The sequence below is a fragment of the Brevundimonas sp. genome (genome assembly GCF_036399195.1).
Classification (GTDB): domain Bacteria; phylum Pseudomonadota; class Alphaproteobacteria; order Caulobacterales; family Caulobacteraceae; genus Brevundimonas.
This window is the reverse complement of the sequence record NZ_DASWNO010000130.1, coordinates 1-12,007: the sequence shown is the minus strand read 5'-3', so window position 1 is coordinate 12,007 and position 12,007 is coordinate 1. Positions and strand designations below refer to the sequence as shown.

Annotated in this window: 13 protein-coding genes and 1 pseudogene; 7 read left to right on the top strand and 7 right to left on the bottom strand. The window is 69.8% G+C overall.

Going from position 1 to position 12,007, the window contains the following annotated elements; translation table 11 throughout:
* On the top strand, positions 1-192 hold a 192-nt coding region (locus tag VGB60_RS06135), incomplete at its 5' end, for a DNA polymerase III subunit chi (RefSeq protein ID WP_331037381.1).
* A gap of 47 nt (positions 193-239) precedes the next feature.
* On the opposite strand, the gene VGB60_RS06130 is transcribed toward VGB60_RS06135, so the two are convergent.
* Positions 240-539, bottom strand: a complete 300-nt coding sequence (locus VGB60_RS06130) for a hypothetical protein (RefSeq protein ID WP_331037380.1) — start codon at positions 537-539, stop codon at positions 240-242.
* On the opposite strand from VGB60_RS06130, the gene VGB60_RS06125 reads away from it, so the two are divergent.
* The 3 genes from VGB60_RS06125 to VGB60_RS06115 are packed head-to-tail and all read left to right on the top strand — an operon-like array spanning position 526 to position 2,860.
* Positions 526-825 (top strand): I78 family peptidase inhibitor, encoded by a 300-nt coding sequence (locus VGB60_RS06125; RefSeq protein WP_331037379.1) that lies wholly within the window; start codon positions 526-528, stop codon positions 823-825. The genes VGB60_RS06130 and VGB60_RS06125 overlap by 14 nt on opposite strands.
* Positions 822-1,103, top strand: coding sequence for a hypothetical protein (locus tag VGB60_RS06120; RefSeq protein WP_331037378.1), 282 nt, complete (start codon positions 822-824; stop codon positions 1,101-1,103). The genes VGB60_RS06125 and VGB60_RS06120 overlap by 4 nt, the downstream gene beginning before the upstream one ends.
* 59 nt (positions 1,104-1,162) lie before the next feature.
* Positions 1,163-2,860, top strand: coding sequence for a hypothetical protein (locus VGB60_RS06115; RefSeq protein WP_331037377.1), 1,698 nt, complete (start codon positions 1,163-1,165; stop codon positions 2,858-2,860).
* Between the two features lie 6 nt (positions 2,861-2,866).
* On the opposite strand, the gene panC is transcribed toward VGB60_RS06115, so the two are convergent.
* Positions 2,867-3,739, bottom strand: a complete 873-nt coding sequence (gene panC / locus VGB60_RS06110; RefSeq protein ID WP_331037376.1) for a pantoate--beta-alanine ligase — start codon at positions 3,737-3,739, stop codon at positions 2,867-2,869.
* 75 nt (positions 3,740-3,814) lie between these two features.
* Between panC and VGB60_RS06105 the strand changes: the two genes are divergently transcribed.
* The 3 genes from VGB60_RS06105 to VGB60_RS06095 all read left to right on the top strand — a co-directional run bounded on the left by VGB60_RS06105 (position 3,815) and on the right by VGB60_RS06095 (position 5,832).
* Complete coding sequence (locus VGB60_RS06105) at positions 3,815-4,453, top strand: SPOR domain-containing protein (RefSeq protein ID WP_331037375.1); 639 nt, start codon at positions 3,815-3,817, stop codon at positions 4,451-4,453.
* Between the two features lie 113 nt (positions 4,454-4,566).
* Positions 4,567-5,406, top strand: coding sequence for a division plane positioning ATPase MipZ (locus VGB60_RS06100; protein WP_331037374.1), 840 nt, complete (start codon positions 4,567-4,569; stop codon positions 5,404-5,406).
* Between the two features lie 3 nt (positions 5,407-5,409).
* Positions 5,410-5,832: a molecular chaperone DnaJ gene (locus VGB60_RS06095; RefSeq protein ID WP_331037373.1), complete on the top strand. Its 423-nt coding sequence runs from the start codon at positions 5,410-5,412 to the stop codon at positions 5,830-5,832.
* A 148-nt stretch (positions 5,833-5,980) separates the two neighbouring features.
* Here VGB60_RS06095 and topA read toward each other — a convergent pair whose 3' ends face one another.
* The 5 genes and pseudogenes from topA to pyrB form a co-directional block, all read right to left on the bottom strand.
* Entirely contained in the window at positions 5,981-8,602 is a 2,622-nt protein-coding gene (topA, locus tag VGB60_RS06090) for a type I DNA topoisomerase (protein ID WP_331037372.1), read from the bottom strand.
* Between the two features lie 103 nt (positions 8,603-8,705).
* A complete protein-coding gene (gene dprA, locus VGB60_RS06085; protein WP_331037371.1) occupies positions 8,706-9,800 on the bottom strand; it encodes a DNA-processing protein DprA in 1,095 nt (364 codons plus the stop codon).
* Complete coding sequence (plsY, locus tag VGB60_RS06080) at positions 9,797-10,435, bottom strand: glycerol-3-phosphate 1-O-acyltransferase PlsY (RefSeq protein ID WP_331037370.1); 639 nt, start codon at positions 10,433-10,435, stop codon at positions 9,797-9,799. The genes dprA and plsY overlap by 4 nt, the downstream gene beginning before the upstream one ends.
* Before the next feature lie 15 nt (positions 10,436-10,450).
* The gene (pyrC, locus tag VGB60_RS06075) at positions 10,451-11,749 is read right to left on the bottom strand and encodes a dihydroorotase (RefSeq protein ID WP_331037369.1); all 1,299 of its coding nucleotides are present in this window, start codon (positions 11,747-11,749) and stop codon (positions 10,451-10,453) included.
* Positions 11,746-12,007: pseudogene (gene pyrB, locus VGB60_RS06070) on the bottom strand (aspartate carbamoyltransferase catalytic subunit); the annotation flags it as partial. The gene pyrC and the pseudogene pyrB, both read right to left, overlap by 4 nt.

Below are 12,007 nucleotides of genomic sequence, written 5' to 3'. Positions count from 1 at the left end.
GCGCTGTTCATCGTGGACAGCGCAGAGCTGGGCGATACGGAAGGCTTCGACCGATGCTTCATCATCTTCGACGGACGCGACGAGGCCGCGGTGGCGGAGGCGCGAAACCGCTGGAAGACATTGAAGGAGCGCGGCGCCAACCTGGCCTACTGGAAGCAGTCGCCCGAAGGTCGCTGGGAAAAGGCGGCCTGATCGCCCTCGCGGCGCTGGCGGCCTGCTCGACGCCCGCATCCGATGCGTCAGCCCCCCGCGCGATCGAACAGGCGCAGGTCGATCCGCCGGTCGGCGCGCCGCCGGTCAATCCCACCGTCGACCAGTGCAAGGCCGGTGAGATGCAGTGGCTGGTCGGAAAGCCGAAGAGCGAGATTCCCGTGCCGGTGGATGTCGTCAATCGGCGCGTCACCTGCACGACCTGTCCGGTGACGGAAGATTTCTCGCCGCAACGGCTGAACATCTTCTTCAACGAGCAGAGCGAGATCGTCGAACAGGTTCGTTGCGGCTGAGGCCGTTCGCAGGAGACGCCGCATGAAGATCGCCATCGCCACCCTCGCCTTCGGAGCCTCGCTCGCCGCCTGCGCGCCGCCGCTGGACGCCGGAGCCGATCCCGGGATTGTTCGCCCCTCGAATGATCCGACCCCTTGTCGCGCAGACCGGTACCAGAGCTTTGTCGGGCGTAACCGGTCGGAGCTGCCGCCAAAACCGGCCAACGAGACCTGGCGCGTCACCTGCAGCACCTGTCCGGTGACAATGGACTACAACCAGAGCCGGCTGAACGTCTTCTATGACGAGCGGACTGGCGTCATCCGGGAGGTGAAGTGCGGATGAAATATCTTATAGTTATGGCGGTTTTGGTCGCCAGCGGTTGCGCTCCCGTCCCGCTGGTGGAAACGGGGCCCGAGTCCACGCCGATCCCGCAACGCTGCGACGCCGCCGCCGCGCGCTCCCTGATCGGATCGCACGTTGGGGCCGTAAGCTTCCCCGCCGGCGCGAACGTCAGGATCGTCTGCACCACCTGTCCGACCACGCGGGACCTGCGCCCCGACCGCCTCAACGTTCGCTTCAACCAGACGTCCGGGATCATCGAGAACGTCGACTGCGGCTGACGCCCTTGGCTCTTCCGTCGTTTCGCGGCACGGTGTCCCGAGGGACAGGGGAGCAGACGATGCGCAGTGTGTTGATGGCGGGCGTGGCGCTGACCGCCGCCCTGATCGGACCGGCCGCGGTGGCCGATGCAACGGCCGATCGCGCGGTGCGCGACCTGATTGAACGGCCCCAGGCCTGCGGCCCGGCTGTTTCCGCTAACATTACTGACCCCGCGGCTTCGATGGTGATGGTGGACGGCTTCGGCTCGGCGGGATTCCAAATTGATGCCCGGAGCGCCGAGGCGCAGGCGTGGTTCAATCACGGCGTTCGGCTGCGCTGGGCGTTCGAACACAAGGAGTCGGTGCGGGCGTTCCGCAAGGCGCGGCTGATCGATCCGACGTGCGGGATGTGCGCCTGGGGCGAGGCGTGGGCGCTGGGGCCGAACCTCAACGGCGGCGGTTCCGACGACGACAGCCAGGCCGCGGCGTTGCAAGCGGCGCAGGAGGCCCGCCGGCTGGCCCGGCGCGCCACCCCGATGCAGCGTCAGATGATCAACGCCCTGGTCCAGCGCTATTCGGGCCGAAAGGAAACCCGCGAGCGCCGCTTCGCCGAGGCGATGAACCGGATCGCGCTGCGCAATCCGGCGGACGTGACGGTGGCCGCGATCACTGCTGACGCATGGATGCTGAAGGCCGACGACTGGTGGGACGACGACGGCAAGGCCGCCGATCCCGGCATCACCCGCGCCATGGCGATCCTCGAGCAGACGCTGGCGGCGGCTCCGAACGACCCGGGCGCCATCCACCTGTACATCCACCTGACCGAATGGTCGGACGACCCGCACAAGGCCATCCCCTACGGGGAGCGGCTGGCCGCGCTGGCCCCCGGCGCGAGCCATCTGGTGCACATGCCGTCGCACACCTTCTACCGCGTCGGCCGCTATCGCGACGCCATGATGTCCAACGTTAGCGCGGTGGCGCTGGACAAGCGGTACGACGAACTGGCGGGCCCGCCCGGCGGGGTTCCCGGCATGCCCCTGCACGGCCACAACATCCATTTCGGTATGGGCGGCGCCTTGATGGCCGGCGGGGCGGAGGAGGGGCTGAAGCTCGCCGACTGGTTCCTGACGACCTACCCGAACATCCCGGCGACCAACGTCTGGCGTCAGGCGATGGCGAACAACGCCTACGCCATCTACGGCCGCTTCGGCTCTCCCGAAAAAGTCGCGGGCTTCGCCGAACCGGCCGAGAGCCATCCGATGCTGCGCGTCAGCTGGCGCTTCGCCCGCGGCGAGGCAGCCGCACGGGCAGGGGACGCCGCGGCCGTTCGCGCCGAAGCCGAAGCCGTCGCCGCCCTGCGCGCCGCGCCTGACTTCGCCGCCGGGCCGCAGGGCGCGATGCGGAACCAGTTCACCGAGGTCTCCCAGCGCGTGCTCGAGGGTCGCGCCGCAATGCTGGAAGGCAATGCAGAGGCGGCCGTCGCGGCCTTCACCCGCGCGGCTGAGATTCAGGCGATGCGCAGCGAGGGCGGCGATCCGCCGATCATCTGGTATCCGACCCGGCGCAGTCTCGCCGCGGCCCTGCTGCTGAACGGCGACGCGGCCGGAGCCAAGGCCAAGGTCCTTGAGCTGCTCAAGGACTGGCCCAGCGATCCCTACAGCTATTTCGTGCTGGCCGAGGCGGAAGCCGCGCTGGGCGATGCGCCGGCCGCAGCCGAGGCGCGCCGCAAGGCCCGGGTTGAGTGGATCGGCGGACCGATGGACCTGAAGCTCGCCTAGGCCCGTCTACGACGGCGCGGCGACGGCCATATTGTCGATGAGTCGTGTCTTGCCCAGCCATGCGGCCGCGAGGATGCGGGCCGGCGCATCTACGATACCGCTCGCGAACGGCGCCAGATCGTCGGCCCCGCGAACCGCGACATAGTCCACCGACGCGAATCCTGCGGACAGCAGGTCCTCGGCGGCCCGGCGCTCCAACTCGGCCAGCGGCCCGCCCGCGGTCGCCCGGGCGCCGACCTCGGCCAGCACGCCATTGAGCCGTCTCGCCACATCGAGTTCGGCGGCGTCGAGGTAGGCGTTGCGCGAAGACAGGGCCAGACCGTGGCCGTCGCGCTCCGTCGGCGCCCCGACGATCTGCGTCGGGATGTCCAGATCTCGCGCCATCCGACGGACGACCATGAGCTGCTGGTAGTCCTTCTCGCCGAACACCGCCACGTCGCCCTGCACCTGGTTGAGCAGCTTGGCCACCACGACCGCGACGCCCGCGAAGAAGTGGGGCCGGAACTCAGACTCGAGCCCCACGGCAGGGCCTCCCACGCTGACGCCGGTGACAAACCCGTCGGGGTACATCTCGGCCGCGGTTGGCGCGTACAGCAGGTGGCAGCCGACGCTGGATAGGAGTTCCACATCCCGGGCTTCCTGCCGCGGGTAGGAGCCCAGGTCCTCGTGGGCCGCGAACTGGGTGGGATTGACGAAGATGCTGGCCACCACGCGGTCGGCCCGGCGCGCCGCCTCTCGCAGCAGCGAAAGGTGGCCTTCGTGCAACGCGCCCATGGTGGGAACGAAGCCGACGGTGAACCCTTGCCGGCGCCACGCGCTCACCTGTTCACGCAAGGCCGCCACGGTGCGGACGATGGCGAGGGGAGCGGCTTCGATCATGTTGGACGGATTAACCCTGCGTCTTAAGCGTGATTGTAAACCAGACCGCAAAACGGTTCAGCTCAAGGTCGCCTTATGACGCTCCGCCTCGCGATCCGTCCAGCGCTGGTTCTGCTCGCCGCTGCGGGTCTGACCGCCTGCGGTGCCGTCGAGAGCGATCCGAACCAGTTCGAGACTATGGCCCGCTCCGTCGGGGATATTGAGCTTGAGAGCGCGACAGCTGCTCCAGCGCCGGGAGCCGCAGGCCGGTCCAGTGGAATGCGGCCCGCGCTCAAGGTCGAGGTGCTGACTCCGCACGCTCTGTGGGACGCGCGGGACGCCGACCTGAGAAACGCCGTGGAGGCGGCCGCGCCGCGTCTCGCCGCCGCGGCCGCTCCCGCGCTAGTCGAAACGGCGAGCGAACAGGTGTCCGCCCGCGTCGAACAGGTCCGGGCGCAGCTCCGCCCGGCGGCCCAGCCTGCCGAGGCGCTGCCGCCGCGGTCCCTGGTTCAGCTCGGGGCCTATTCCAGCGAGGACGCGGCGCGCGCCGCCTGGGCCCGGCTTCAGTCCGGCCAGGCCGCATGGGCCCTGGATGGTCTGTCGCCGGTCTATGAGACCGTCGAGGTCGGCGGTCGAACCCTGACGCGCCTCAAGGTTCGGGCGCCCGCCGCCGGAGCCGCCGCGGTCTGCGCCGCCGCGGGGATCGACGATCCGTGGTGTCGGCGCACCGCCTGACGGGCATCCACAAGGCGATGCCTCGCGCGCGTTGACGGCGACCCCGCCGACCGCGATTCTGCCTGTTCCCGGTCGCCGCTCGAGTCGGCGGCTTTCAACAGGTACGAGTCTCCATGAGTGACCCAGTGGTCATCGTCGTCGGCAACGAGAAGGGCGGGGCCGGCAAGTCCACGCTCGCCATCCACGTCGCCACAGCCCTGCTGCACGCGGGCAAGCGCGTGGCCATCATCGATCTCGACCTGCGTCAGCGGTCGATGTCGAAATTCTTCGCCAACCGGGCGGGCTGGATGCACGGCAACGATCAGGTTCTGCCCATGCCGGTCGAGCCGGACATGGGCGACGGCAAGGCCTTGGCCCGCGCTGGCGAGGACGAACAGCTGGCGCGCTTCGAGGCCGCCTTCGCCGAGGCCAGGGAGCAGGCGGACGTCATCCTGATCGACACCCCCGGCGGCGATACCCTGTTGTCTCGTACCGCCCACGGCCTGGCTGACCAGATCGTCACGCCGATGAACGACAGCTTCGTTGACTTCGACCTGCTGGGCACGGTCGATCCGGTGACGCTCGATCTGCTCAAGCCCTCGATCTACTCCGAGAGCGTCTGGGAAGCCCGGAAGCACCGCGCGATCACGCGCGGCCGCGGTGCCTCGATCGACTGGATCGTGGTCACCAACCGGCTCGCCGTCGCCGAGGCTCGCAACCGGCGTCGTCTCGAGGAGCGGATGCAGAAGTTGGCCGGTCGCGTCGGCTTCCGCATGGGGCCGGGCCTGCGCGACCGCGTCATCTACCGCGAGCTGTTCCCGTTCGGCCTGACCGTCGCCGACCTGTCCAGCACGGTGCGCCCGGTGTCGGTGTCGCTGGCGCACGTCGCGGCGCGGCAGGAACTGCGCAACCTGATGCAAGCGCTGGGGCTCGAAACCGGCGCGCTTGACGCGCCGCTCGACGCCGCGGCCTAGGCCTTGGGCCTGATCTGGCTCGTTCTGGGCGCCATCGCGCTCTGGGCGCTGATCCGGCTGGGCCGCCAGGGGGAGGGACCGGCGCGGGGACATTGGCGCGTCGCGGCCACCCTGCTGAGCGCGGTCCTGCTGGGCGGGGGCGTCCTGCTGGCGGCGCGCGGCGCGTGGCTTCCGGCGGGCGGGCTGATCGGCGCGGGGCTATGGCTGACGCTGGCTTCGCGGAAGCGCGACGTTCCTAAGCGGGCGGGCGAGGCGCTGTCGGAGGCTGAGGCGCGCTCGATTCTCGGGGTGCCGACAGACGCGACGCCGCAGGCTGTCAACGCCGCCTGGCGCCGTCTGATGGGCCGGGCCCACCCGGATCAGGGCGGCACGGAAGGTCTGGCGACCCGCCTGAACGCGGCAAGAGACCGGCTGCTGAAGCGCTAAGCCAAATCCGCTCATCCCGGCGAAAGCCGGGACCCAGTTCTGTCCAGCAAAGCGCCGGCTCTTCAGGACTTGCGAGGGCGCAACAACTCTCCCACCGCATCATCCAAACGACTGGGTCCCGGCTTTCGCCGGGATGAACGGCTCAGGATCAGACGGCGGGCTTCGCCACCTTCTTCACGCTCGCTTTCTTCGCCGGAGCCTTCTTCGCCGCAGCCGCAGGCTTCTTCACCGCAGCCTTTTTCGCCGGAGCCTTCTTGCCCTTCGACGGTGCGGCGGCGGCGCGGGCGGCGAGCAGGGGCAGGGCGGCTTCCAGCGTCAGGTCCTCGGGCGCCGTGCCGTTCGGAAGAGTCGCGTTGATCTTACCCGACTTCACATAGGGGCCGAAACGGCCGGACATGACGTGGATCGGCTCGCCGGTCTCCGGGTGGGCGCCCAGGTCCTTCAGCGGCGCCGTCGCCGCGCCGCGTCCCGCGAAATGGCCCGCGCGTTTCTCAGCAAGCAAGACCACAGCCCGGTTCAGGCCGACCTCGAAAACCTCATCGATGTCAGCGACATTCGCGTAAGTCCCCGCGTGCTGCACAAAGGGGCCGTAGCGGCCGAGGCCGGCGGTGATCGGCTTGCCGTCCTCCGGGTGCATCCCGACCTCGCGCGGCAGGGCCAGCAGCCGCAGCGCCTGCTCCAGCGTCAGGGAAACCGGGGACCAGCCCTTCGGCAGCGATGACCGTTTGGGCTTCTCCTCGCCCGGCGGCGTGGTCTCCACATAGGGGCCGAACCGGCCGATCTTGAGGGCGACGGGCTGGCCCGTCTCCGGGTCGACGCCCAGTTCGCGGTCGGACCCGGCGTCCTCGGCTCCGTTGGCCGCGCCGAAGCCGCGCGTGTAGCGGCATTCGGGGTAGTTGGAGCAGCCGATGAACGACGACCGCATCTTGAAGCTGGCTTTCAGGTGCAGGCGGCCGGTCCCGCACACCGGGCAGAGCCGCGCATCGGTCCCGTCAGCCTTCTCCGGGAACAGGAACGGCCCGATGGCGGAGTCGAGTTCGTCGATCACGCCCTGGCGTTCCAGCACGGCCGCCGTCGCTGGCTTCAACTGGGCCCAGAAGCCGCGCAGGACGGCCTTCCAGTCCAGTTCGCCGGCCGATACCTCGTCCAGCTGGTTTTCCAGCGCGGCGGTGAAGTCGTATTCGACCCACTGGCCGAAAAACTGCTCGAGGAAGGCGGTGACCAGACGGCCGTTGTCTTCCGGGATGAAGCGGTTCTTGTCCATGCGGACGTATTCGCGGTCGCGGAGAGTCGTCAGGATGGAGGCGTAGGTTGAGGGCCGGCCGATGCCGAGCTCCTCCAGCTTCTTGACCAGGGTGGCCTCGGAGAAGCGGGGCGGCGGTTCGGTGAAATGCTGTTCGGTCCGAATGGCCTCGACCTTGGCTGCGGCGCCTTCCCTCAGCGCGGGCAGGCGGGTGGTGTCGTCCTCGTCGTCGGCGCCGTCGCGGGGCTTCTCGTCCCGGCCCTCTTCATAGACGGCGAGGAAGCCGTCGAAGGCGACGACCTGGCCGGTGGCGCGCAGGGCCGTCTGACCGGTCGGCTCCTCGATCTCGACGGTCGTGCGGTCGAGGCGCGCGGACTCCATCTGGCTGGCGATGGTCCGCTTCCAGATCAGCTCGTACAGCCGCTGCAGGTCTCCTTCGAGACGCAGGGTCTCGGGCGCGCGGGTCATGTTGGTCGGGCGGATCGCTTCGTGCGCTTCCTGGGCGTTCTTGGCCTTGGTCTTGTAGAAACGCGGCTGCTCCGGGACGTAGGCGGGGCCGAAACGCTGGCCGATCACCTCGCGCGCCTGCGCCACCCCTTCCGGCGTGATGTAGAGGCCGTCGGTCCGCATATAGGTGATCAGGCCGCCTTGGTCGTCGACGCCTTCGTAAAGCTTCTGTGCCGCCTGCATGGTGCGCTGGGCGGTGAAGCCGAGCTTGCGCGAGGCCTCCTGCTGCAGGGTCGAGGTCATGAACGGCGGGCTGGGGGCGCGCTTGACCGGCTTCTTCTCCACCGAGGCGATGGTGAAGGTTCCGGCGTTGATCGCCTCGCGCGCCGCCGTCGCCATGGCCTCTGACGTGATGTCCAGCCGCTGGACCCGCTTGCCGGCGTGCTTGACCAGGCGGGTGGTGAAGGGCGGGCTGTCGGCGGCCAAGTCGGCCTCGACCGACCAGTATTCCTGCGCCTTGAACGCCTCGATCTCCAGCTCGCGGTCGACGACGATGCGCAGGGCGACCGATTGTACGCGACCGGCCGAGCGCGCGCCGGGAAGCTTGCGCCAGAGGACCGGCGACAAGGTGAAACCGACCAGATAGTCGAGCGCCCGCCGGGCCAGATAGGCCTCGACCAGCTCCATGTCGATCTGGCGCGGGGCCGCCATGGCTTCCAGCACGGCCGACTTGGTGATGGCGTTGAAGGTGACGCGCTGGACCTCGGTGTCCTTCAACGCCTTCTTCTTCGTCAGGATGTCGAGGACGTGCCAGCTGATCGCTTCGCCTTCGCGATCCGGGTCGGTGGCGAGGATGACGCGGTCGGACTTCTTCGCCGCCTCCGCGATCTCGCTCATCCGCTTCGACGCCTTGGGATCAATCTCCCACGACATCGCGAAATCCTCGTCGGGCCGCACCGATCCGTCCTTCGAGGGGAGGTCCCGCACATGGCCGTAGGAGGCCAGGACGGTGAAGTCCGGACCCAGGTATTTGTTGATGGTCTTGGCCTTTGCGGGGCTCTCGACAACGACGAGGTTCATGCGGGGAGGGGGCCTTCGACGGGCGCGGAAAGGGGGCGGAACGTGGTTGGCGCGAGCGTCGCTGTCAATCGGCCCCGAGATTAGGCGGCGATTCGGGGCCGGCTCAGAGCGATGCGAGGCCGCCCGGCAGCAGGGTGGCGCGGCCGGCAAGGCTGAGCTCCAGCAGCGCGGCGGCGACGGCGCCGACAGGGGCGTTCGCCGCGCGGGCCAGCTCGTCGCGCGGCGTCGGCGTCGGCGACAACAGGGCGGCGACGCGCTCCAGCAGCACAGCGTCGATGTCGACAGGCACGCCTTCGAAGGGCGTATCACCCGGCGGCTCGCGCAGCGTCCTCAGGGTGGTGAAGGCGCGCTCCACGTCCTCCAGCCCCTCGCACAGGATCGCGCCCTGCCGCAGAAGCTCGTTCGGCCCCTTTGAGCGTGGGTCGAGCGGCGATCCGGGCACGGCGAACACGTCGCGCCCTTGCTCCGCCGCCAGCCGAGCGGTGATGAGGGAGCCGGAGCGCAGCTCGGCCTCGACGACGATCACGCCGCGCGACAGGCCCGAGATGATGCGATTGCGGCGCGGGAAGTCCTTCGCCTGGGCCCTCGCGCCGATCGGGCTTTCGGAGACGATGCAGCCCTGTTCGGCGATCTGCCGGTAGAGGTCTGCGTTGTCGGGCGGGTAGACGTCGTCCACCCCGCCGCCCAACACGGCGACGGTGCCGGTCGGCAGGGCCCCCGCATGGGCCGCGCCGTCGATCCCGCGCGCCAGACCCGACACCACGACGTGCCCGGCCTCGCCCAGTTGCTGGGCCAGCCCTCGCGCGATGCGCTGGCCGCCGGCCGAGGCGATGCGCGCGCCGACGACGGCCACGCAGGGCCGCTGCATCAGGGACGGGTCGCCGAGCGCCCACAGCACCGGCGGCGGCGGATCGACCGCAGCGAGCGGCGCTGGGTAGTCCGCATCGCCCAGCACGATCAGGCGCGCCCCCAAGCGCGCTCCCGCCTCTCGCTCGGCCTCAACCGCGGCGGGGTCCGGCACATCACCCGGTCGACCGCCTCCGCGGCGAACAAGGTCCGGCAGAGCCTCCAGCGCGTCCAGCGCGCTGCCGAACCGCTCCAGCAACTGTCTGAAAGTGACCGGCCCGACCCGGTCCGTTCTCGCCAGACGCAACCGCGCCGTCCGTTCCGCCTCCGCGAGGGGCGGGCGCGAGCTCACGCCTTGGCGGCGCCGATGCGGGGCTCGGTCCCCTTAAACAGGCGGGCGATGTTCTCGCGGTGCCGGAACCAGATCAGGACCGCCGTCAGCAGCGCGAGCACGGCCACCGGCTGCGGCGCGGGTAGGCCGAGGGCGGCGAGCGGCAGCAGCGCGTAAATCGGGGCAGCAGCAGAGGAGACGAGGGCGGACAGGGAGGAAATCCGGAACAGGGCTGCGACGAGGATCCACGTCGCGCCGGCCAGCAACCCAAGCGGCCAGGCCGCCGCGATCAGAAGGCCGAAAAAGGTCGCTACGCCCTTGCCACCCCGAAAGCCCAGCCACACCGGGAACAGGTGGCCCAGGAAAGCCGCCCCGCCGGCGATCGCTCCGGCGACCTCGCTGTCGAACAGGGCCCGCGCGATCAGCAGGGCGACCGCGCCCTTGCCGGCGTCGAGGATGAGGGTGGCGAACGCCAGATCCTTGCGGCCGGTCCTCAGGACGTTGGTTGCGCCGATGTTGCCCGATCCGATCTTGCGGACGTCTTCGCCCGTGACCAGACGCGTCAGGATCACCCCGAACGGGATCGATCCCAGCAGGTAGCCGCCGATCGCCACCACGGCGAGCGTCCCCAAGGCGGGTCCGACCAGGTCCTGCAAGTGATTCGCTCCCCTTTAGCGTGCGTCGTGCACGATGCGTCCGCCGACGACGGTAAGCAACACCCGCCCCTGCAGCCTGCGGCCGTCGAAAGGGGAGTTCTTTGATTTCGACCTGAGCTTGTCCGCGTCGACCACGATCGGCGCGCCCGGGTCGAACAGGATCAGATCGGCCGGCGCTCCGGCCGCGAGGACACCCGCTTGGAGACCGAGCAAGGTCGCCGGTCCGTGGGTCAGGGGGCGCAGGATGTCGAGCAGGTCCAGCCCGTCCTCATGGTGCAGCGACAGGGCCGCGGGCAGGAGGGTCTCGAGCCCGACGGCCCCGGGAGTCGCCTCCGCGAATGGGCGGCGCTTGTCTTCCGCGGGGGCGGGGGCGTGGGCTGAGGTGATCGCGTCTATCAGACCATCGCGCACCGCCTCGATCAGGGCCTGCCGGTCGCTCTCAGGCCTCAGAGGCGGGTCCAGCCGGTAGAAGGTGCGATAGTCGCCGATGTCGATCTCGTTGAAGCAGAGGTGGTTGATCGACACCGAGGCCGCCACCTCCAGCCCCTTGCCCCGGGCGCGGGCGAGCGCCTCCAGAGCGCCTTCGGTGGAAATCTGGTCGACCAGGAAACGCGCGCCGGTCTGTTCGACCAGCGCCAGATCGCGCTCCAGCTGGATGCGTTCGGCGATGGCGGGCGCCGAGGCGAGGCCGAGCCGCGTGGCCAGCTCGCCCGACGTCGCCACCGCCCCCTCGGTCAGCCAAGGCTCGGCCGGGCGGCACGAGATGAGGGCGTTGAATGCCGCGGCGTAGGTCATCACCCGCTGCAGGGTGCGGGTGTTGGCGATGACCTGGTCCACATCGGTGAAGTAGAGGGCCCCCGCCTCGTCCATCAGGCCAATCTCGGCCATGCGGACGCCGTCCCGCGCCTTGGTGGCGGCGCCCGCCGCACGGACGTTGACGAGACCCAGCGCCGCGCCGCGTCGCTGAACGAACTCGATCATCGCCGGATCGTCGAGCGCCGGATCGGTGTCGGGCTGGATGACGATCGTGGTCACGCCGCCCGCCGCCGCCGACAGGCTGGCCGACTTCAGCGTCTCCTTCGGCTCGGCGCCGGGCTCCCCGGTCTTGACTCGGATGTCGATAAGACCCGGCGACAGGCATTGCCCGCCGGCGTCGATCACAGTGACGCCGTCCGGAGCCGCCGCGGGACCCCGGGTGACCTCGGCGATACGTCCGTCCTCGATCAGAACCGCGCCCGGGCCGTCGTAGTCCGAGGCTGGGTCGAGAAGCCGGGCGTTCAGGATGGCCAGCGGCCGGGAAGGGGAGGCGCTCATGCCGCGTCTCCATCCAGCCGCGTCGACAGGGCCGCCAGCACGGCCATCCGCGCGGCGACACCCATCTCGACCTGATCCTGAATGAGCGAGACGTCCAGATCGTCCGCGACGTCCGAATCGATCTCGACACCCCGGTTCATCGGCCCCGGGTGCATGACCTTCGCCCCCGCCGCGGCCCAGCTGAGCTTTTCCCGGTCGAGGCCCCAGAAACGGAAATACTCCCGCGTCGACGGCACCAGCGCGCCCTCCATCCGCTCC